Origin of the sequence: Acinetobacter sp. F-1 (genome assembly GCF_022869025.1) — a bacterium.
Classification (GTDB): Bacteria; Pseudomonadota; Gammaproteobacteria; order Pseudomonadales; family Moraxellaceae; genus Acinetobacter; species Acinetobacter pseudolwoffii.
On sequence record NZ_JAJKFX010000004.1, the window covers coordinates 67,204 to 87,433 of the forward strand.

At 44.3% G+C, this 20,230-nt stretch carries 20 protein-coding genes; 10 read left to right on the forward strand and 10 right to left on the reverse strand.

Annotated elements, in window-relative coordinates; all coding sequences use genetic code 11:
- Nucleotides 1-13: 13 nt before the first annotated feature.
- Nucleotides 14-1,210, reverse strand: a complete 1,197-nt coding sequence (locus tag LOZ91_RS05480) for a GGDEF domain-containing protein (RefSeq protein WP_244782772.1) — start codon at nucleotides 1,208-1,210, stop codon at nucleotides 14-16.
- A gap of 262 nt (nucleotides 1,211-1,472) precedes the next feature.
- On the opposite strand from LOZ91_RS05480, the gene LOZ91_RS05485 reads away from it, so the two are divergent.
- Complete coding sequence (locus tag LOZ91_RS05485) at nucleotides 1,473-2,042, forward strand: FMN-dependent NADH-azoreductase (RefSeq protein ID WP_005094985.1); 570 nt, start codon at nucleotides 1,473-1,475, stop codon at nucleotides 2,040-2,042.
- Nucleotides 2,043-2,104: 62 nt separating this feature from the next.
- Here the strand turns inward: LOZ91_RS05485 and LOZ91_RS05490 are convergent, their stop codons facing one another.
- Nucleotides 2,105-3,016 (reverse strand): alpha/beta hydrolase, encoded by a 912-nt coding sequence (locus LOZ91_RS05490; protein WP_005173280.1) that lies wholly within the window; start codon nucleotides 3,014-3,016, stop codon nucleotides 2,105-2,107.
- Nucleotides 3,017-3,172: 156 nt separating this feature from the next.
- On the opposite strand from LOZ91_RS05490, the gene LOZ91_RS05495 reads away from it, so the two are divergent.
- Nucleotides 3,173-3,610, forward strand: coding sequence for a DUF2147 domain-containing protein (locus LOZ91_RS05495; protein WP_005173279.1), 438 nt, complete (start codon nucleotides 3,173-3,175; stop codon nucleotides 3,608-3,610).
- Nucleotides 3,611-3,680: 70 nt separating this feature from the next.
- On the opposite strand, the gene LOZ91_RS05500 is transcribed toward LOZ91_RS05495, so the two are convergent.
- Nucleotides 3,681-4,031: a Spx/MgsR family RNA polymerase-binding regulatory protein gene (locus tag LOZ91_RS05500; protein ID WP_244782820.1), complete on the reverse strand. Its 351-nt coding sequence runs from the start codon at nucleotides 4,029-4,031 to the stop codon at nucleotides 3,681-3,683.
- A gap of 462 nt (nucleotides 4,032-4,493) precedes the next feature.
- Nucleotides 4,494-5,312 carry an exodeoxyribonuclease III gene (locus tag LOZ91_RS05505; protein WP_005094995.1) on the reverse strand — a complete coding sequence of 273 codons (819 nt, stop codon included), beginning with the start codon at nucleotides 5,310-5,312 and terminating at the stop codon, nucleotides 4,494-4,496.
- A 40-nt stretch (nucleotides 5,313-5,352) separates the two neighbouring features.
- Here LOZ91_RS05505 and pyrE point away from each other — a divergent pair, with 40 nt between their 5' ends.
- Nucleotides 5,353-6,003: an orotate phosphoribosyltransferase gene (gene pyrE, locus LOZ91_RS05510; RefSeq protein ID WP_074383852.1), complete on the forward strand. Its 651-nt coding sequence runs from the start codon at nucleotides 5,353-5,355 to the stop codon at nucleotides 6,001-6,003.
- A 598-nt stretch (nucleotides 6,004-6,601) separates the two neighbouring features.
- On the opposite strand, the gene LOZ91_RS05515 is transcribed toward pyrE, so the two are convergent.
- Nucleotides 6,602-6,811 (reverse strand): cold-shock protein, encoded by a 210-nt coding sequence (locus tag LOZ91_RS05515; RefSeq protein WP_005094999.1) that lies wholly within the window; start codon nucleotides 6,809-6,811, stop codon nucleotides 6,602-6,604.
- Nucleotides 6,812-7,358: 547 nt separating this feature from the next.
- On the opposite strand from LOZ91_RS05515, the gene LOZ91_RS05520 reads away from it, so the two are divergent.
- Nucleotides 7,359-7,685 (forward strand): hypothetical protein, encoded by a 327-nt coding sequence (locus LOZ91_RS05520; RefSeq protein ID WP_244782773.1) that lies wholly within the window; start codon nucleotides 7,359-7,361, stop codon nucleotides 7,683-7,685.
- Between the two features lie 149 nt (nucleotides 7,686-7,834).
- On the opposite strand, the gene LOZ91_RS05525 is transcribed toward LOZ91_RS05520, so the two are convergent.
- The 4 genes from LOZ91_RS05525 to LOZ91_RS05540 form a co-directional block, all read right to left on the reverse strand.
- Nucleotides 7,835-8,857, reverse strand: a complete 1,023-nt coding sequence (locus LOZ91_RS05525; protein ID WP_244782774.1) for a copper resistance protein B — start codon at nucleotides 8,855-8,857, stop codon at nucleotides 7,835-7,837.
- Nucleotides 8,844-10,610 (reverse strand): copper resistance system multicopper oxidase, encoded by a 1,767-nt coding sequence (locus tag LOZ91_RS05530; RefSeq protein ID WP_100356986.1) that lies wholly within the window; start codon nucleotides 10,608-10,610, stop codon nucleotides 8,844-8,846. Before LOZ91_RS05530 ends, LOZ91_RS05525 begins: the two co-directional genes overlap by 14 nt.
- 39 nt (nucleotides 10,611-10,649) lie before the next feature.
- Complete coding sequence (locus LOZ91_RS05535; RefSeq protein ID WP_244782775.1) at nucleotides 10,650-11,030, reverse strand: hypothetical protein; 381 nt, start codon at nucleotides 11,028-11,030, stop codon at nucleotides 10,650-10,652.
- A gap of 159 nt (nucleotides 11,031-11,189) precedes the next feature.
- Nucleotides 11,190-11,390 carry a DUF3565 domain-containing protein gene (locus LOZ91_RS05540; protein ID WP_004281307.1) on the reverse strand — a complete coding sequence of 67 codons (201 nt, stop codon included), beginning with the start codon at nucleotides 11,388-11,390 and terminating at the stop codon, nucleotides 11,190-11,192.
- Nucleotides 11,391-11,534: 144 nt separating this feature from the next.
- On the opposite strand from LOZ91_RS05540, the gene gshB reads away from it, so the two are divergent.
- On the forward strand, nucleotides 11,535-12,485 hold the full coding sequence (gene gshB, locus LOZ91_RS05545; protein WP_225553335.1) for a glutathione synthase: 951 nt from the start codon (nucleotides 11,535-11,537) through the stop codon (nucleotides 12,483-12,485).
- Nucleotides 12,486-12,871: 386 nt separating this feature from the next.
- Here gshB and LOZ91_RS05550 read toward each other — a convergent pair whose 3' ends face one another.
- Nucleotides 12,872-14,071: an MFS transporter gene (locus tag LOZ91_RS05550; protein ID WP_244782776.1), complete on the reverse strand. Its 1,200-nt coding sequence runs from the start codon at nucleotides 14,069-14,071 to the stop codon at nucleotides 12,872-12,874.
- 420 nt (nucleotides 14,072-14,491) lie between these two features.
- Here LOZ91_RS05550 and murG point away from each other — a divergent pair, with 420 nt between their 5' ends.
- From murG to ftsA, 5 genes are all read left to right on the forward strand, one after another.
- The gene (gene murG / locus LOZ91_RS05555; protein WP_100534533.1) at nucleotides 14,492-15,598 is read left to right on the forward strand and encodes an undecaprenyldiphospho-muramoylpentapeptide beta-N-acetylglucosaminyltransferase; all 1,107 of its coding nucleotides are present in this window, start codon (nucleotides 14,492-14,494) and stop codon (nucleotides 15,596-15,598) included.
- A 3-nt stretch (nucleotides 15,599-15,601) separates the two neighbouring features.
- Nucleotides 15,602-17,050, forward strand: coding sequence for a UDP-N-acetylmuramate--L-alanine ligase (gene murC, locus LOZ91_RS05560; RefSeq protein ID WP_244782777.1), 1,449 nt, complete (start codon nucleotides 15,602-15,604; stop codon nucleotides 17,048-17,050).
- 57 nt (nucleotides 17,051-17,107) lie between these two features.
- Nucleotides 17,108-18,037, forward strand: a complete 930-nt coding sequence (locus LOZ91_RS05565) for a D-alanine--D-alanine ligase (protein ID WP_005173261.1) — start codon at nucleotides 17,108-17,110, stop codon at nucleotides 18,035-18,037.
- 2 nt (nucleotides 18,038-18,039) lie between these two features.
- On the forward strand, nucleotides 18,040-18,894 hold the full coding sequence (locus LOZ91_RS05570; RefSeq protein WP_005173259.1) for a cell division protein FtsQ/DivIB: 855 nt from the start codon (nucleotides 18,040-18,042) through the stop codon (nucleotides 18,892-18,894).
- Nucleotides 18,895-18,963: 69 nt separating this feature from the next.
- The gene (gene ftsA / locus LOZ91_RS05575) at nucleotides 18,964-20,226 is read left to right on the forward strand and encodes a cell division protein FtsA (protein WP_005095026.1); all 1,263 of its coding nucleotides are present in this window, start codon (nucleotides 18,964-18,966) and stop codon (nucleotides 20,224-20,226) included.
- Nucleotides 20,227-20,230: the final 4 nt, after the last annotated feature.

A 20,230-nucleotide genomic window follows, 5' to 3' on the forward strand; every position in this document is an offset into this window, starting at 1 on the left:
AAGCTGAACCCGTTTAAGAAACCTGCATCTGTGCAGTCACCGGCTCAGCATAGGCTTTGACCCGATTACGTCCACCGGCTTTGGCCTGATAAAGCGCCTGATCGGCCTGACTGAGTAGCTGTTGTGGACGTAACTCGGCTTTGGAAATAGCAATTCCGAAACTGGCAGTCACCGGAATCGGCTCACCTTCATCACTCATCATCTGTAATTGCTGAATCGCGCTGCGGCAGCGTTCTGCTACTTGTTTGGCTTTTTCCAGACTGGTATTTTTCAGCACCAAAATGAACTCTTCACCGCCAAAGCGGCCCACCACATCACTTTCGCGTAACTGTTGGCTCAATACAGCACTGACTTCAACCAAGGTTTCATCGCCCTTATGATGACCATACAAATCATTAATTTTCTTAAAGTGATCCAGATCTAAGAGAACCAGGGCGTAATGGGGTACAGCCGTAGCATTGAGCTGATCCAGACATTGATTGATACTGCGCCGGTTAAACAGGTTGGTGAGCGGATCAATCTGACTGAGCTGCTTGATGAGTTCTTCACGATGACGCCATTGGCTGAGTAAAATTTCAAATAACACCATGCATACAGCTAAAATTGGGACAATGAAATACAGCATTGAAAACAGCCAGAAAGCATTATAAAAATGCTTGTCCTGAATGTTGAATAAAGGAGAATAAGGCAATTGCTGACTGAAGCTCAAATAAGCGCAACCGCCTAAAAAGAGCGAGGCTGGAATCAGCATGCTATAAACCAGCCTGCGATGAAACAGCACCAGTCCCACCATAATTAAACAGACATAGGATGTGGTGGCCACAGGACTGATCACCCCCACGACATAGGCATCACGGCACAGCGAAATCACAAAAGTACCAACTGCCAGATAGGGCAAATAACGTTCCACCAGAGGATTGCCCTGAAATTTATAACAGGGATAAATCAGTGCCAATAAAATCACTAAAAAGCTGCTGTTCAGGATAACTTGGGTATGAACCCGTTCTAACTGAACATATTGCCAATACTCTGGATTGAATAAAACAAAGATATCCCAACCGAGCCAGGTCAGATGTACGCCGCAGCCCAAAGCCAGCATCAGGATGCACTTTTTGAGAATACTCCAGTTCATCACGACTTCATCTTCGACCAGATATTTCGTGATTCTGTGTTTGATTATTTTTTGTAATACAGGCGATATTCGCTTCATGTTGTCGGTCTGACTTAAATTATTATGGCAACTTTTTAAGATTTATTGACTGTTTATAGCTTTATTTACATAAGATAACATAAGTTTTAACGCTTGATAAACCACAATATTTAAGGCGTCTGCAAAATAGGAATTTCTAATATTAAAGCTGGTTTTGTTCTAAATTCAGAATGATGTGTTTTATCTGTGCTAATTATTTCATGCAACCTAAGCCTTAAAATGGCTGCATTAGTTAGATAGCCCCATAGATGAGAGCGAAGCCATGAAAGTTTTACAGATTGATTCCAGTATTTTAGGCGATGCCTCTATTTCGCGTCAGCTGACTCAGGCGTTGGTGAGTCAGTTACAACAAAAACATGCTCAGGCCATCGAGCTTGAATATCTCGATCTTGCTGCGCAGCCGATTCCACATCTCACGGCTGAAATTTTAATGGGTCAGAATGCAGAACAGACTGCATTAGGCGAAGACATCCTGCAACAGTATTTACAGGCAGATATCGTGGTGATTGGCGCGGCCATGTATAACTTTGGCTTACCATCGACCTTAAAAGCCTGGATTGACCGGATCTGTGTGGCGGGACGTACGTTTAAATATACCGAACAAGGCCCTGTCGGTCTGGCGGGCAATAAAAAAGTATATATTGCCAGCAGCCGTGGCGGAGTTTATGGGGAGCAAAGTCCTGCCGATTTTCAGGAAGCTTTTTTGAAAACCGTGTTTAACTTTACCGGCGTAACCGATATTGAAGTGATTCGTGCTGAAGGCGTGAACATGGGCGAAACGATCAAGGCACAAGCCTTAGAGACGGCACTGCAGCAGGTTCAAGCCATCTAAATATCCAAAAATAACTCAAAAGGTCAGCCTATGCTGGCCTTTTTTATAGGGGTGAACAGTGATTAATCTCGATCCAGACGGTGCGCGAAGGCTGCCAGATCGCTCAGCGCCTGTTGGGCTTCCTCAAACCAGGCACTGAACATCTGAAAGTTATGCCACATGCCGGTATACAGTTTAAATTCCACATCGACACCCGCCTGTTCGGCTTTTTCCTTAAAACGACTGGCATCATCCAGTAGAATTTCCTTGGAACCGACCTGAATATGAGTTGGGGGCAAGCCGCTTAAATCGGCGAAAAAGGGCGAAACTTCCGGATCACCCCGATCGATGGCACGCGGGACATAATATTCAATGCCAGTTTCAACTGTTTCCAGAGACAGCAGGGCATCATGTTTCTGGTTATAGCGCAACGATTCACTGGTCAGGGTCAAATCCAGCAAAGGAGACAACAGAATCAAACCACTCACTTGTGGGAGGTTTTCTTTTTGTAATTTGAGCGCCAAGGCCAGCGCCAGATTGGCCCCACAAGAATCACCGGACAGGATGATATCTTTGGCCTGAACGCCTTGATCGAGCAATAAGTTATACACATCAAACAAGGCTTCCAAGGCCTCTGGATAGGCAGATTCCGGTGACAGCGGATAATCTACATGCAGTACCTGCATCTGGGTTCGAGCCGCAATTTGAGTCATAAAGGCACGATGGGTATTTAAAGAGCCTAAATAAAATGCCCCGCCATGAATATGAAAAATCAACTGGGTCGACTCTTGCTGCGGCTTAATTTCCTCTGCGCGCAGACCCGCCAGACGTAGCGAACGAATTTGTACGGTTTTGTCTTGTGGAAAGAGTTTGCACATCTGCTCCAGTGCAATGCGCATTGAACTCGGTGGAAGATTGAATCTGCTCGGGGCACGAATGACTGTCTTTAAGATGCTTTCTGTAATTAATTGTTTTGTTAACGGGCTTATCTTCATTTTCCTTCCATCTTTTTGTGCTTTTATTGATCATGTAGATTATTTACCAACCATATTTACAAGGTTACACTAAATAGTCACAGCTAAAAATTGAAAAATTGTTGTGACTTTTTAATACTACAGAGGTCTATTTTCAGACTAAGGAAATGAAGAAAAATGAAAAAAATAGCGCTTATGTTAGGACTACTAGGCTTATCTGTACTGGCAAATGCCGCAGATCCTTTAAATGGCACGGTTTGGAAAACCATTGATGATAAAACCAAGCAGCCTAAGGCCATGGTTAAATTTACTGAACAAAAGAACGGTACGTTGTCAGCAAGTATTCAATCTGTGTTAACACCAGGTGAAGAAAATGCCTGTACCAAGTGTGAAGGTCCGTACAAGAACAAGTCACTCAAAGGCTTGACCATTGTGAAAGGTCTTAAGAATTCAGGTGGTACCAGCTATGACAGTGGTTCAATTCTGGATCCGCAATCTGGTAAAACTTACAAACTAAAAGGCCAACTGGCAGATGGTGGCAAGAAACTTGAGCTTCGTGGCTTTATTGGTGTGGCAGCATTAGGCCGTAACCAGACTTGGGTTCGTGCAAACTAATCCAGTTCGAGAGAAAGATAAAAGCCTGACTGCTGTCAGGCTTTTTTGTATGGATTATTTAGAATAATAATTAATTACTTAAGGTGCGATAAGCCGCATCATCAAAACCGGCAATAAAACCTGTGGGCGTGGCCAAGATCGGACGTTTAATTAAACTGGTATGAGTGCTTAATGCGGCAATTAAAGCATATTCACTGGACAGCGCCGTTTGCTGCTGTTCTTCAGTCAGTTTGCGCCATGTGGTTCCTTTTTTATTTAATACCACATCCTGACCCAGCGCATTCAGCCAGACTTTAATGGTATCAGCATCGATGCCCTGTTTCTTATAGTCATGAAATTCATAGCTCAACCCCAGCTCAGTCAGTAGGTCAAAAGCTTTTTTCATCGAATTGCAGTTTTTAATCCCGTAAATTTTTAACATATTCGCCATCTAACACATCTTAAATCATGGCCTAGCTTAACCAAATTCGCAGCAGTCGACCATGCAAAATAGAATGATTAGAAAACAATTTAAAATAGGGAGGCAGAATCGTCATCAAAATGACATCAATGCGCTTTAAAATGATTAACCAGAAAAACAACAATAAAAAAAAAATAATTTTAGGTAGTGGAAATAGAAAACCCGCATTTAATCATCCTGATCATGCGGGTCTCAATTCAACGTCCATTGTCACATCCATGAAAAACAAGCTAAATGTTTTAGTTTGTTTTATTTTCTTCCTACGGCGTCCTGTCCTTATGTTGTCATCCTGACATGTCCCTGTGCCGTGAGGCTATAATGCTCTGTTATGACATCGAGATAAACCCAAAAAATACGTCATGTCATGTAAGCAATAAGCCTTAATTGAGTGAACAGGTGTGCACTCAATTGATAGGTATCTTTTTATAGTTTGTAGTCGATGATCACTGGGGCATGATCGCTAAACCATTGTTCCTTATACACCCAGGCATTGACGGTACGCTCTTTCCAGTCTGGTGAGCAGGCCTGATAATCAATCCGCCAACCGACGTTCTTGGCTCGGGCTTGTCCGCGGTTTGACCACCAGGAATACAGTTCAGCTTCTTTGCGTACTTCGCGGAACGTATCGACATAACCGAGTTCATCATAGATATGATCTAGCCAGGCGCGCTCATGTGGTAAACAGCCGGAAGCTTTCTGGTTGCCGGACCAGTTTTTAATATCAATCCGTTTATGCACGATGTTGTAATCACCGCAGACAATCACCGATTTATTTTCATCGCGCCATTGTTTCAGGATTTTGGCATATTCTTCCAGAAAGTGATCTTTACGCGCTTGTGCTTCATCGCCTGATGAGCCGGAAGGTAGATACAATGAACAGATATGGGCCGTTTGCTCCAAACCTAAATCAAATTCGGCTGCAATAAAACGGCCTTGCGAATCTGCCAGTTCAAAGCCCAGACCATCGGTTAAAGAGACGAAGGGCAGGCGGCTATAAATCGCGGTACCGGCATAACCTGGACGTTCGGCAGGGAATAGATGAGTATACCAGCCTTCCGGTTTAAATTTATCGGTCCACTGCACATGGGTGATCCGGCTTTCCTGCATACAGATCACATCGGCATCCGACTGTTCCATCCATTCCAATAGCCCTTTGCTCACCGATGAGCGTAAACCGTTGACATTAATTGAAACGACACGAAGAATTTTTTGATCACCTGGATAGCTACTCTTTGGTATCATGCGCAAGTCTTACCTTAATTAATGGATTTAGGAGCACCTCATGCCAACGCCAGCTCAGTTTAACCCGCAAGCTTTTATCGAACTCGCATTATCACGCGGTGTGCTTAAATTTGGTGAGTTTACTTTAAAATCGGGACGTGTGAGTCCCTATTTTTTTAATGCGGGTCTGCTGAATGATGGTGAAGCCTTGACATTGCTGGCTTCTGGCTATGCAGCAAAATTAACGGCATGTGACCATGTGGAAGTGGTTTTTGGTCCTGCATATAAAGGTATTCCTTTTGTGGCAGCGACCGCTGTGGCGCTATCACAAAATCATGGGGTGAGTGTGCCTTGGGGTTTTAACCGCAAAGAAGCCAAAGATCATGGCGAGGGTGGCGTGCTAGTCGGTGCTTCTGTAGCAGGTAAAAAAGTCTGGATCATTGATGACGTGATCACAGCAGGAACAGCGATTCGTGAAGTCGTGACAATCTTGAAAAATGCCGGTGCACAAATCGCAGGTGTTTTGGTTGCACTTGACCGTCAGGAAAGAGGTCAGGGCGATTTATCAGCCATTCAGGAAGTGCAGCAAGAGCTCGAGATTCCTGTACATGCCTTAATTACCATGAAAGATTTGATGGACTATCTGGAAACCAAGGGCGATCAAGAAGCTTTAGCTAAAATGGAAGATTATCGAGTTAAATACGGGATCTAAGCGGTGATCCTTATCGTAAAGGAAGCTACAGCTTCCTTTTTTGTTTTAAAGTTCAATTGATGTAGAAATTAAGCATGCAAATACAGGGTGAATACTTAAAAAACTAAGTCAAAGTGCTGTAATTCAAAGATTTTTAATATTAAAGACTTTCAGTCTTGATGTAGATGAATACAGTTTAAAATACTGGAAATTGACAATAATATTCAGTGATTCTGTACGCATTTGCTTACATGAGTTCAAGCCGTTTGCGTCTATACGCAGCTTTGCTGCATTACCTATAATGAATTCATCAGGAACAGGATGTTCCATAAAAGAATAACAAGAGATAAATACAAGGAAAGTAAGGTAAGACAGGAGTCATACCCAGCGAACCAACACGAAAAACCCCCGGCAGGATGCTGGGGGTTTTTCATTTTTAGCGATTCATGCAGGCCCAGATGTAACAGGCTTAGACGCGGGGAGAATAAATAAGATGATTTACTGGTTTAAATGACTGGAATAGGTTTAGAGAGTATCACCAACCGATCACTTTTGAAGATTGTTAATCTTTAGAGCCAAAAAAAGCACCTTAAGGTGCTTTTTTTATTGCTGGGCTAAATTATAGCGCAACGATATTGATCGCGTTCGGGCCTTTTTGACCTTCAACTACGCTGAAAGAAACGCGTTGGCCTTCAAACAATGTTTTGAAGCCAGAACTGCTAATTTCTTTAAAATGAGCAAAAACGTCAGGACCTGATTCTTGTTGAATAAAACCAAAACCTTTAGTTTCGTTAAACCATTTCACTGTACCGGTAACTGTAGTAGACATAATATAACCTATCAAATTTTTAATAATTTTAGCCATTGAAATGACTATGGATAACTTTGAAAAACAACAAGAATTGAAATAAAGATCTGAAAAAACTGAGGATTATAAAATAACACTGCGGTACTTAAAGAAGTTTAACTAAACAACACTTTTTTCTAGTTGAGTACAGCATAACCTAAATCAGCAAATATTCAAGTTTTTTATATTTATTATTTATTTTTCTTATAAATATACGTGGATCTTTCTTTTTAAATATGTGCTGGTCAATTTTTTTAGTATGACTGACTGTATAAAAGATTTACTCAAGCAAAACAACAAACATACATTTTACTTACGTTACTTTATGTTAATCAAACTGAACCAGTACGCGGCAATATTTTTCTAAGTGAATGTATTTTATAACATTGGGTAAATTTGTAGCTGGCTTGTTTAAGATAGTTCTGGTCATTGTTCAGCTATTCAAAGGCCCCTATATTAAAAACACATGGAAAAATTAACTATAAGAATTTCTTAATTTTAATTTAAAACCAGAATAAGAGTGAGTCTCATGGATTACTGGAATTGTGTTTTATTAATTTCCATTATTGCAGTTGTAGGCCTAACGATTATTATCCTGCTAGTCGGCTGTAAAATCTGGAAAAACCTGATCGTCACTTTACTGATTTCGACCATAATGAGTTTTTTGATTATCTATGCCATCAACTTTATCTTTGGAAAGAGTCTGCATTTCCTTTGGGGTCACCGGGAAGTCGGGAATCTTGACTTTATGCTTGAAATTGGGCTGATGAGTCTGGTGATTGGTGGGGTAATCGCCTTTATGATTATGTTAGGCACCTTGATTGCCAAAAGTAATGATAAACAGAGTGAGGAATAGAAACAGAGAGCAGGCAGTAGCAATGCTTTCTCTGGACAATACACAGCCTCCTTCTCTTGAGTCAATTTAATAACAGCCGACGAAGTATGAATGGGTTTTTCATACTTCGTCGTGGTCTTACCTTTTATCTTAAAAATGATAATCCGTCCTTAAAACATCATTTTAAGTCCTAAAGCATAGATCCAGACCCGGTCAGAGCCGGATGCCTGCTGCCAGACAGCCTGTTTGTTTCCTTTGCTATATTCATAGCCAACCTGCAGATAAGGCATGACTTTTTTACTGATCTCATAACGGGTTTCCAATCCTAATGTCGCATGACTCAGACCAGATTTTTTCGCACTCGCAGCTTGATCATTGAAAATGATATCCAGTTCAATAAAGGGCTGCATAATCAGTTTCTGAGTCAGCAACAGGTCACGTTCTGTTTCCAGTTTGAATCCGACAAAATCATCTTCACCGACATAGAGATAGGCATTGGTTTCAAAAAAATAAGGGGCCAGGCCATGCAGTCCAAGCACTGCATCGAAACGTTCATTTTGTAGGGAAGCTGTATGCTGGCTTATATTTTCCTGACGGTAGCGCAAACCGGTTTGTACATCCCAGAAATCGGAAATATTACGGCTATACAGGATTTCGGCCGCATAGTCAGCCTGACTCGATTCAGATTTATCTGCCTGCAGCTTGAGAAAAACCTTGTTTTCATCAGTACCAATTCTGGCTTCATTCTCTGATTTAAAAGCGCCATTTCCAGCTGAATTGATTTGCCATTTCTGGTCCAGAATGACTTGGCTATAAATCTGTGCACCATGTTCTTTCCGATGGTCATGCTCCGCAGTAGCGCCAACAGGTTTTTCGTGCCCTACAGATTCTTGATCAGATAAAGATCGAGCTTGTTGGGTATGTGAGCGTAGATCCGGCACTGCAATAGGAGCGCTGTGATGTACTGCGGTTTTGCTAGGATGATGATCCTGATGATCCTGATGATCCTGATGATCCTGATGATCCTGATGATCCTGATGATCCTGATGATCCTGATGATCCTGATGATCCTGATGATCCTGATGATCCTGATGATCCTGATGATCCTGATGATCCGCTGCCAATATACCGAAACTCACCACGAGCAGTGCACTGCTTAATACCGATTTTAAAAAGAGCTTAGTGATGTGCATGGCTTTCTCCTTGATCCACTGCTGGCTTTGACGGCATTTGTTGCGGCGAAGCATGAGAAGCTTGATCGTCATTCACATGTGCCACAATCAGCTTATTCATCATGCCGGCACTCATGTGATAGAGCAGATGGCAGTGAATCGCCCATTCTCCCAGTTCATCTGCCGTTAATAAGGTTGTGAGCGTTTTTCCAGGTGGCACAATCACGGTGTGTTTATTTGGCATCTGTGCAGCAGATTGACCATTTTCCAACTGCATAAACATGCCATGTAAATGCATCGGATGCGCCATCATGCTGTCATTGATAAATTTCAAACGGATCCGTTCGCCATATTGCACCTGCAATGGTTCGGCATCACTGAATTTTTTACCATTGATGGTCCAGATATAACGTTCCATGGTTCCACCCAGACGAATCACCAGTTCACGTTCTGCGGCTCGGGTATCGGTTTGTGGCGTCAGGGCTTTGAGGTCTTGATATTGCAATGCTTTATGCCCTGCAGGCGTAGACATATTGACCCAACCCTCAACCGGTGGATGAGACGGATTTGTCTTGGGTATAGCACTGTGACCTGCGTGCATGTCGTGCTGGGCATGCTCATCATGTTTAGGCGTATCTGTTGCAGATTTCGTGGTCTGACTGCTGTGTGCGGTATGAGACATGTCATGCGGTTCGCCATGTCCCATATCTTCCATGGTCAATAAGGCACGTGGACGTGGCGTCGGTAATTGAATCGGATGTGTCGCTGGATCAGCCTCATTGTGCAAGCTGCCAATGGCAAAGCCTGAACGGTCGATCGATTCGGCTTCAATCTGGTAATGAGGTGCAGTTGGTTCCACAATCACATCATACGTTTCAGCAGTTCCGATACGGAATTCATCTACAGCGACCGGCTGTACAGCTTGTCCATCGGCGCTAACCACGGTCATTTTAAGCTGGGGAATACGTACATCGAAAAACGACATGGCCGAGGCATTAATGAATCGCAGACGAACCTTTTCATTCGGTTTAAATTGGCCGCTCCAGTTCTGTTGCGGGGTTTTGCCATTGATTAAAAAGGTATAACCGCTGACATCAGACAGGTCGGTTTTCAACATGCGCATCTGGTTCCACATTTTGCGATCTGACCAGGTGGCCTTGAGACCGTCACGTTTTACCTGCTGGAGTACATCGCCCACGGTTTCACGCTGATTCTGATAATATTCAGCCGATTTTTTTAAATTATTCTGAATCTGCTGGCTGTCCTGTTCATGAAAATCCGACAGCATCACCACATAATCCCGCTCGGTTTTTTCATGCTCAGGCATCGGTGTTTGTGCTTTAGGATAAATCACCAAGGCACCATATAAGCCGTCCTGTTCCTGGCCTTTGGAATGCGCATGATACCAATAGGTACCGTTTTGACGAACCTTGAAACGATAAGTAAAAGACTGCTTCGGTTTGATACCCTGAAAACCATTAAATCCAGGGACACCATCCATTAGGCCGGGCAGGAGCAGGCCATGCCAGTGCAGCGAGGTATCTTGATTCTTCAGGTTATTTTGCACATGAATCACCGCATCATCACCTTCTTCGAATTCCAGCAAGGGGGCAGGGAATTTTCCGTTTACGGTAATCCGTTTGACCGTCTTTCCGGTGAGATTGAGCGGACTTTCATCAATAACCAGATGATATTCTTTAACAGCTGCAAAAACTGCAGACGATGACATTAGGCAAATGCCCAGACATAGGCATTGGGGAATTTTAATTAACATCACTTAATCCTTAATTAATAAAAAATTGAATATTCAGGATTAAGTTTTGGGTGGGCGCAGGATTTCCTGCCAATAACCGGCAAGGTGTTTGGCATGATAAGTTGGGAGGAGGGTTCTTTCTAGAGAATGATGGTCGAATACTGTCAGTTCAGGAACGGAAATTTGCAAGCCGCTCATCTGGCTTTGACAGGCCATCGTACTGCAATCCAGACAGTCTTGTGAGTGCTGTGGCGTATCCGGAAAACAGTCAGCCTGTGTCAGGTCTTGATCTGAGTTATGCGCAGATTCATGCATAGCATGAGAGGTGGAGGCTTTTACCATGTCCAGACAATGGCTGCCCATCTGTTCAGACGACATGACCAAATGCATGGTTGTTGCAGAAGCAACAGACACACTACTCCAGCCTATGGCAAAAACCATAAGCATCACCAACCAGATTTGTTTGACGAGCCGTGTGAGCAAAGTCCACCCTGAAAAAAACGCTGCATGTTTGAGCAATAAAAGCATAAACGCAGTGACTGCAATTAGCAAATCCTGTGCGAGATTATTTTTAGTCAGCTACATCACACTTTTATAGGTTCAGGTTTCAGTTTCGCACTTTTCACATTTTTTACAATCCAGCAGCATGCCAAGCTTTTCTTTGCGACCTTGCTCGGTCATCACCCAGGGCCGATTTTGCCACGGCGGGGTATGCCGTACATGCTGGCCATGTCCGCAGGCCAGCTCTGCAACCCAATGCTGTTCTTCATCCAAATGAAAACCGATAATTGCCTGTTGCATGGCAAACCTCCTTTTGAGCTCAATCTGTCTCAGTACTTATCTAAAAATCTATACAGAACAAGTCATGCAAAATCACCATAAACAAAAGAATCCACACAAGCTATACTCCTTGCTAAGTCATTTTTTGAAAAAGAGCAGAGACACATGCGCGTACTTGTTGTGATGGATCCCATCGAAAATGTAAACCTGAAGAAAGACTCGACCATGGCCATGCTTTGGGCAGCAGCACGCCGTGGGCATGAGCTTGGTTATGCATTACAACAAGATTTATATATTGAACAGGGCAAAGCTTTTGGTTTGATAGCGCCGCTACAGGTGTTTGAAGACTACGATCACTATTATGAACTCGGTGAAAAAAAGAAAGAATCCATCGCTGCTTATGATGTGGTGTTGATGCGTAAAGATCCACCTTTTGATATGAATTTTGTCTACACCACTTATATTCTGGAGCAGGCAGAACGCGAAGGTGCATGGATTGTTAACAAGCCACAAAGCCTGCGTGACTGTAATGAAAAACTGTTTGCGACCCAGTTCCCGCATCTCCAAGTTCCGACACTGGTGACTTCGCAGCAAAGCCTGATTCGTGAGTTTCTCAAAGAACAGGTCGATGTGATTGTGAAACCGCTGGATGGCATGGGGGGTACTGGAATTTTCCGCCTGTATCAGGATGGCATCAATATTGGTTCAACCATTGAAATGCTGACCAATAACGGTACCCAGCCGATTATGGCACAGCGTTATATTCCTGAAATTGTCGAAGGTGATAAACGTATCCTGATGATTAATGGCGAGCCAGTACCATATTGCTTGGCCCGTATTCCACAAAATGGTGAAGTGCGCGGCAATCTGGCGGCAGGCGGTCTGGGAGAAGCACGTCCACTGACTGAAAATGACCGCGCCATTGCGGCAAAAGTAGGCCCTTATCTTAGAGAAAAAGGTCTGGTTTTTGTAGGACTGGATGTGATTGGTAATTATGTCACTGAAATTAATGTAACCAGCCCAACCTGTATTCGTGAAATTGATGACCAGTTTGGAACCTCAATTGCCGATGATCTGTTTGCTGTATTAGAGGCAGGCCGTTCGCAGCAGGTTTAAACCAGACAGAAAAAGAGCCTCATCTGAGGTAATGCTGATCAGTTAAGGAGTTTAGAAGTAGACTCTTTAACTTTTTAGTCGTTCACGACGGAGTCTTAAATTTATAAATCAAATGCTTGAAAATAATTTGTTACTTTGGTTTCGCCCAAATGAGAAGCGAAGCTTCGCAAGGAAGGCATCTTGCGGAGCAACACTCCTCACCGCAAAACTCGGCAGCCACCATCGACTAGTAAATTTGTCGCAGAAACAATCATTTTTAAATCTAGTCCTGCCTCAAACAGTTGCGGATGACTTTTCTACTTGTCAAATATGATCATGAATTTAAAAAAGAAAATGCTAGTCAATTTCTTAACTGACTGGCATTACTCATCTGAGGCTTTTTTTTATTAAGCATATCGCTTAAATAAAAGCAGCGTCATCAATATCCCTAAGATAGAAAGACAGGCTGTGACTGTCGCGATATGGGCCCATTGTTGTGTCGTGGATACCAGTGCCGCACTCAGAGGAGGTACAAAGAATTGCGCACAGGCTGAAACCTGTAAAACCAGACCGACACTGGTGGCTGCGGCATTGGCACGCGGTGCATAGCGCAGGGTAATCGCAAAGATCGTGGTCGGAATCATTCCGCCAATGAGTGAAAACAGTACGGCACTCACAAACTGTAATTCAAATGACAGCCAAGAGCTTGCCGCAAAAGTCAGCAAGCTGCTGCACAGCATGGCGATAAATCCTGTGCTTAACAGGGTTTTGGGTTTCCAGCCACCTTGCAGCAACATACCTGCGCCAAAGGTACCGCCTAAATTAGCAAGCACCACCATCGAGACCAGAGCCCCTGCGACTTTTAAATCAATCCCATGTTCGACATACAGGGTAGGCAAGAATCCAGTCACGGTTATCCACTGACTGGTATAACAGGAAAAAATAATGGCCAAACACAAAATCGGTGGGTGAGTCAGGGTCACTTTAATAATTTGCCAGAAGGAGGTATTTTCTGTGCCGGCTTGCGGGCGATTCGGCTGTACCGGTGTGACCGCTTCAATATATAAATACCGTTTAATCATCACTGCAATGAGCAGACAGAGACTCCCTAAAATGGCCCAAATACTTTGCCAACTCAGGTATTCAAGCAGCATGGGAATGGTAAAAACAGCAAGACTGACACCAACCCCCATATAGGAACTCCAGAGTCCCATTTTAAAATTGAGTGTTTCAGCTCGGCTGATACGTTTGAGAATGGCAGGGGCACATAAGGAGATAGTTAAAAATCCGATCCCTTCAGTAAAACGGAAGAAATACAACGCCGCGACATGCTGAATCCAGAGGCCTGCCATACTGCTGAGGCCTAAAATGATCAACGCCAAGATCAGGCAGCGTTTTAAACCGACTTTTTCTGACAATGCACCAATACACAAGGCAAACAGCATCCCCGCGCCTTGAACCAGAGACAGGGAAAAACCGGCTTGCGTAAAGCTGAGACCTAAATCCTGTTGTAAAATGGGAATAACCGCAGAAAGTTTCCCGACATGGATAGCCGCCAAATAGCCGGCCAAAATAATCCATAGGTCACGAATTGATATTTTTGACATTTATAATGATTTAATCCATTCAATCAATGTGCTAATACAGCTAAAAAATGTATATAGCGATATGGATAACATAAAATTTTATTAAGATTTATATGATTTAGGCATAAGTTAATAGAGCAATTAAACTGGCGAATGAATAGAAATTGTTGAGAAAATCCTGGAAAACAAATAGATCTAACAAATACAGTGAGGGAAAGACTAAATGAAAGAGGGTTAAAATTGTGTTTATATGTCACTTAAGTCTAAGGAAAAATGCCTGCCTGATAACAAAACTAGTTTAAACTTTAAAATCGTATGAAAAAAACAATTAATGCCTTGTTGAAATAAAGTAAATAAACTTTCAAGGCCCTACAATTGTGATTACAATTGACCACTTAAATCAGATTTCCTGTTCCATTTTTTAAATTGAAGAATTAGACCGTGACCGACGCTCAGCAAAAACAGCCTAAACATGTCATGATGATGGCCGCAGGTACGGGTGGACATGTGTTTCCAGCGTTAGCCGTTGCAAAAAATTTACAACAACAAGGGATTGAAGTGTCTTGGCTGGCTACGCCTGCAGGCATGGAAAATCGTTTATTAAAAAATCAGAATATTCCTGTTTATCAAATTGATATTCAGGGTGTGCGTGGTAATGGTTTTGTACGTAAGGCCTTGGCCCCTTTTAAAATTATGAAAGCGACTTTTAGTGCCATGAAATACATGAAGCAGCTAAAAGTCGATGCCGTAGCCGGCTTTGGTGGTTATGTGGCAGGGCCGGGTGGTCTGGCTGCGCGTATCCTAGGCATTCCGGTGCTGGTTCATGAGCAGAATGCGGTGGCCGGTTTTACCAATAGCCAATTGTCGCGTGTTGCCAAGACGGTGTGTCAGGCGTTTCCGGACACCTTTCCCGCACAGGATAAAATCGTGACCACGGGCAATCCGGTGCGCCAAGAAATTAGTGACATTTTAAATCCGTCCTGGCGTTATCAGGAGCGTGAAAAAGCAGGATTACCCTTACGCATTTTAATCGTGGGCGGATCTTTGGGGGCGCAGGCCTTAAATGAACGGGTGCCTGAAGCCTTAAAACAGTTCAATGTGCCTTTAAATGTCTATCATCAGTGTGGTCAAAACCATGCTGAGGCGACGCGTGCATGTTATGCCAATGCTCCGGCAAATCTGCACGTCGAAGTCCAGCCTTTTATTGAAGATATGGCCAAAGCCTATAGTGATGCCGATGTGGTGATCTGTCGTGCTGGCGCATTGACGGTGACCGAAATTGCGACGGCAGGTGTGGCTGCGATTTTTGTACCGCTTCCAAGTGCGGTGGATGATCACCAGACTGCCAATGCCGGTTTTCTGGCCAAGATTAATGCGGCAAAAATCTGCCCACAGGCCAGCATGACCCCGGAAAGTTTAAAAACCTTATTAGAGCCGATGCTGAATCGCCAGCTATTAATGGAAATGGCGGTAAAAGCACGTCGACAGGCTCAACCCGATGCGACTCAACATGTGGTCCGTTTAATTCAAGAATTATCATTCGAGTAAACTATGTCTCCAGTAACCCCAGCTGAACAAGCGAAAAAATTAATTAAAGTGCCGGAAATGCGCCGTATCAAACACATTCATTTTGTGGGCATTGGCGGTGCAGGCATGTGTGGTATTGCCGAAGTATTGAAAAATCAGGGCTATAAAGTTTCCGGTTCAGATATCAAGGCATCCAATACCACGGCGCAGCTGGAAGAAAATGGGATCAAGGTTTATATCGGGCACACTGCAAATAATATTAAAGGGGCCAATGTGATCGTGGTGTCCACTGCGATTGACAAGGAAAACCCGGAAATTAAAACCGCGATTGAAAGTCGTATTCCTGTGGTTCGCCGTGCAGAAATGCTGGGTGAGCTGATGCGTTACCGTCATGGTATTGCGGTTGCCGGTACCCATGGCAAAACCACGACCACCAGTCTGCTTACCTGTATGCTGGCAGAAGAAAACATGGATCCAACCTATGTGATCGGCGGTTTGCTGAACCGTACCGGTATGAATGCTGCTCTGGGTGCCAGCCGTTATATCGTGGCAGAGGCCGATGAATCGGATGCCTCTTTCCTGCACTTGGAACCCATGGCTGCTGTAGTGACCAATATCGATGCCGACCATATGGACACTTATGGCGGTAGTTTCGATGTGCTGAAAGATACTTTTATCCAGTTCCTGCAAAAACTGCCATTTTATGGCCTGGCCGTGGTCTGTGGTGATGATGCCAATATTCGTGAAATCATGCCACGAATTGCACGTCCAGTGCTGACCTACGGTTTTAATGAAGACAATGACATTCGCGCGATAGATGTCGATCAGGACGGCATGCAAACGCACTTTACCGTATTGCGTAAAGAGCGTGAGCCATTACGTGTAACCGTGAATCAGCCAGGTTTGCATAATGTCCTGAATGCCTTGGCTGCGATTGGTGTTGCGACCGATGAAGGCGTGTCTGATGCTTCTATTTGCCGTGCACTGGAAGGTTTCAGTGGGGTAGGCCGTCGCTTCGAAGTTCAGGGCGAATTTGAAATTGAGGGTGGTAATGTAAAACTGGTGGATGATTATGGTCATCATCCAAAAGAAGTCGAAGCCACCATTAAAGCCGCGCGTCAGAGTCATCCGGATCGTCGCCTGGTGATGATGTTCCAGCCACACCGTTATAGCCGTACCCGTGACTGTTTTGATGATTTTGTGGAAGTACTTTCTACTGTAGACCAGTTATTGTTATTGGATATTTATCCTGCCGGTGAAAAACCGATTGTAGGGGCGGACAGCCGTACTTTAGCCCGCAGCATTCGTTTACGTGGCGAAGTTGAGCCAATTCTGGTCGATGCGGTGGACGGTAATCTGAATCAGATCATGAGAAAAGTATTGCAAGCAAATGACTTGTTATTAACCCAAGGCGCAGGTAATGTTGGAGCAATCTCAGTCGAACTTGCGCAAAATCACTTATATATAAAATAGTCATCTTGCATGACTGAATTGAATTGACCAGATTGAAAAAAGTTTAAGGATATAAACGTGTCAAATGCTTCAAAATTCGGAAAAGTTGCCGTGTTGCTTGGTGGTAAATCTGCAGAGCGTGAGGTTTCTCTAGACAGTGGTACGGCGGTACTTGAGGCATTAGTGCGTTCAGGGGTCAATGCGGAAGCTTTTGACCCGCAGCAACGTAGTGTCACAGAACTGGTAAATTATGACCGTGCTTTCATTGTATTGCATGGTCGTGGTGGTGAAGACGGTCAGATTCAGGGTGTACTGGAATGGCTAAATGTGCCCTATACCGGTACGGGGGTACAAGGCTCTGCAATCGGCATGGACAAGGTCAAGACCAAGCAGGTCTGGCAGGGTTCGGAATTGCCGACAGCGCCTTATCGTATTGTTACCAAAGATTCCGATGCGGCTGATATCGTCAATTCTTTAGGCCTGCCTTTGATTATCAAACCGGTACATGAAGGTTCCAGTATCGGCATGAGCAAGGTTGAAAAAATTGAAGACTTTGCAGAAGCAATTGCCAAGGCAACTGAACATGATGCCGTGGTGATGGCAGAACAATGGATTACCGGCCGTGAATTCACCATTGTGGTTTTAAATGGTCAGGCGCTGCCTGTGATTCGTCTTGAACCACCTCAAGATGTTGCTTTCTATGATTATGAAGCCAAATATAACCGTAATGATGTGCAATATGGCATTCCATGTGGTTTGACCGAAGCTGAAGAGCAACAGTTAAAAGCCCTGAGTCTGCGTGCATTTCAGGCAGTCGGTGCCAGCGGTTGGGGCCGGATTGATGCCATGCAGGATGAACAGGGCAACTTCTGGCTGCTGGAAGTGAATACCGTACCGGGCATGACCAGTCATTCTTTGGTGCCAAAAGCGGCAGCTGCAGTCGGTTATAGTTTTGATGACCTGTGTGTTGCGATTCTGGAACAGACCCTGACCGGGTCGGCACACTAAATATGGCTCAACTTCCTGTTTCCATGCGCCGTAAACGTGCTGCGATTACCTCAATTCACGACAAGCCGCCGACACGCAAAGAAAAGCTGTCCAATTTTGGTGGCTGGTTATTGTTGTGTATTGCAGTGCTGGTGCTGGCCTTTGGAATATTGGGCTTATATAAAGTCATGACCAATACTGAAGTGGCAGAGCTGGGCGTGTTAGGTACCCGCTCGGCTGCTGAACAGCGTCAGGTCATGCAATATGTGTCACCGGTTGTGACCGAAAACTATTTTACTTCGGATCTGGAAGCGATCCGCGATCGTACCCTGGAGCTGTCCTGGGTGGATCGGGTGGTGGTTTCCCGAGCCTGGCCAAATGGCATTCGGGTACGGATCATGCCGCATCATGCGATTGCACGTTGGGGTACAGGACGTTTATTGAGTGACAGTGGTGTCATTTTCACTGAAGTCACACCCAAGAATTATGAGGCATTACCGTTGCTACATGGGCCGGCGAGCCATGCAGAAACCATGATGCGTCGTTATAATGAAATTAATCAGTTATTTTTGCCACACGGCATTCGTCTAAAAGAACTCTATCTCACCGAGCGAATGACCTGGTTTATGCAGTTTGATTCGGGTTTAAGAATAATTGTTGATAAAGATCAGACCATGAGCAAATTACAGCGCTTGAGCTATCTATCTCAAAGCGACTTAAAGCCGGTCTGGTCTAAAATTTCGGCCATCGACCTGCGTTATCGCAATGGATTGTCGATACAGTGGAAAAATTCAATTCCGCCTAAAATTGTAAATGGGCATTTTATTGTAACCATTGATGACACGGGCGTTGAGAATAATGTAACAGTAAAGCCATAATGATCGGCTTTAAAAAATAGAGGCATTCAAGCCATAAATCTAACAAACATGTAATGGTAGTAGTGAATAATGAGTGAAGCTGTTCCCTCGGTTGTGGCGATTGACATTGGGACACACAAAGTTTCAGTTTTGATTGGCAAGGTACACGCGCCAGACAATATCCAAGTGATTGGTATGGCTACCGCTCGTAACCGAGGCATGAGTAAAGGGAAAATTGTCAGTCTCGATAAAGTTATTACCGCAATTAAAAATGCCGTCCAAGAAGCAGAAGATATGGCGGAGTGTCGGGTGCATTCTGCTTGGGTTTCTATTCCAAGTGCCGAATTAAAAAGCTTTTATGCTTCAGGTCGAACCTCGATCGACAATAGCGAACATGCGATTACCACCAGCGAAGTGGTTCGTGCACTGGAGTTGGCCAAAGCCAGTCATTTGACTTCAGACCATTATCTGGTCAGTGCTGTGCCTTTGGGCTTCGAGCTGGATGACTCATCAGAGTGGGTGCTGAATCCGATTCGGATGTCTGCACATAGCATGACTGGTCATTATCATCTGATGATGCTGCCGATTAGCACCATGCAAAATATTGACCGTGCCCTCAAGGGCGCCAATATTGGTGTGGAGAAAATGGTGGTCTCAAGTCTGGCAACTGCTGAGGCCAGTCTGCTCAAAGATGAAAAAGAATATGGCGTCTGTCTGGTCGATATCGGTGCCGGCACCACCAATGTGGCGGTGTATGTGGATGGTCGTCTGGCCTTAACCCATACCTTCCAGCGTGGTGGCGAGCATGTGACCCGTGATATTGCGGCGGTGTTACAGACCACGACCGAAGAAGCTGAACGCCTGAAACTGCTGTATGGCTGTGTAGACCTGAAAGTGGTTAAGCCTGACCATATGATTCAGTTCCAGGGGATTGATGGGCCACAAACCATCAGCCGGATTGAGCTGACCGAAATTATCATGGCGCGTTATGACGAGATTCTTGGATTGGTGCGTGATGAACTGGTGAAAAATGGCGCGATGCAGGGCTTGTATCATGGTGTGGTCCTGACCGGTGATGCCAGTCATATTGAAGGTATGGTGAGTTTTGTACGCCGTACCTTGGGTGTGTCAGCTCATTTGGGTAATCCACCAACGCAGGTGTATGCCGATGAACAGCATCAGGCAGCGCTACGCCGTTCGCAATATAGTACGGTCGCGGGTTTGCTGATGTTTAGTCAGAGTGATACTCAAGACACGATTGTAGAACAGGATGATGTAGAGCGATTATCGTTAACTCAGCGCGTCAAGCGGGCTTGGTCTGGCTTTAATGACACCTTGAAATCAATCTTTTAAGTCG

Coding starts and splice junctions, on each gene's coding strand:
- pyrE (WP_074383852.1), top strand. CDS start 5,353: ATGCCAACGCCAGCTCAGTTTAACCCGCAAGCTTTTATCGAACTCGCA.
- LOZ91_RS05530 (WP_100356986.1), bottom strand. CDS start 10,610: ATGTTAATTAAAATTCCCCAATGCCTATGTCTGGGCATTTGCCTAATG.
- murC (WP_244782777.1), top strand. CDS start 15,602: ATGTCTCCAGTAACCCCAGCTGAACAAGCGAAAAAATTAATTAAAGTG.
- LOZ91_RS05480 (WP_244782772.1), bottom strand. CDS start 1,210: ATGAAGCGAATATCGCCTGTATTACAAAAAATAATCAAACACAGAATC.
- LOZ91_RS05535 (WP_244782775.1), bottom strand. CDS start 11,030: ATGGTTTTTGCCATAGGCTGGAGTAGTGTGTCTGTTGCTTCTGCAACA.
- LOZ91_RS05495 (WP_005173279.1), top strand. CDS start 3,173: ATGAAAAAAATAGCGCTTATGTTAGGACTACTAGGCTTATCTGTACTG.
- gshB (WP_225553335.1), top strand. CDS start 11,535: ATGCGCGTACTTGTTGTGATGGATCCCATCGAAAATGTAAACCTGAAG.
- LOZ91_RS05485 (WP_005094985.1), top strand. CDS start 1,473: ATGAAAGTTTTACAGATTGATTCCAGTATTTTAGGCGATGCCTCTATT.
- LOZ91_RS05520 (WP_244782773.1), top strand. CDS start 7,359: ATGGATTACTGGAATTGTGTTTTATTAATTTCCATTATTGCAGTTGTA.
- LOZ91_RS05505 (WP_005094995.1), bottom strand. CDS start 5,312: ATGATACCAAAGAGTAGCTATCCAGGTGATCAAAAAATTCTTCGTGTC.
- LOZ91_RS05550 (WP_244782776.1), bottom strand. CDS start 14,071: ATGTCAAAAATATCAATTCGTGACCTATGGATTATTTTGGCCGGCTAT.
- ftsA (WP_005095026.1), top strand. CDS start 18,964: ATGAGTGAAGCTGTTCCCTCGGTTGTGGCGATTGACATTGGGACACAC.
- LOZ91_RS05515 (WP_005094999.1), bottom strand. CDS start 6,811: ATGTCTACTACAGTTACCGGTACAGTGAAATGGTTTAACGAAACTAAA.
- LOZ91_RS05490 (WP_005173280.1), bottom strand. CDS start 3,016: ATGAAGATAAGCCCGTTAACAAAACAATTAATTACAGAAAGCATCTTA.
- LOZ91_RS05570 (WP_005173259.1), top strand. CDS start 18,040: ATGGCTCAACTTCCTGTTTCCATGCGCCGTAAACGTGCTGCGATTACC.
- LOZ91_RS05500 (WP_244782820.1), bottom strand. CDS start 4,031: ATGTTAAAAATTTACGGGATTAAAAACTGCAATTCGATGAAAAAAGCT.
- LOZ91_RS05540 (WP_004281307.1), bottom strand. CDS start 11,390: ATGCAACAGGCAATTATCGGTTTTCATTTGGATGAAGAACAGCATTGG.
- LOZ91_RS05525 (WP_244782774.1), bottom strand. CDS start 8,857: ATGCACATCACTAAGCTCTTTTTAAAATCGGTATTAAGCAGTGCACTG.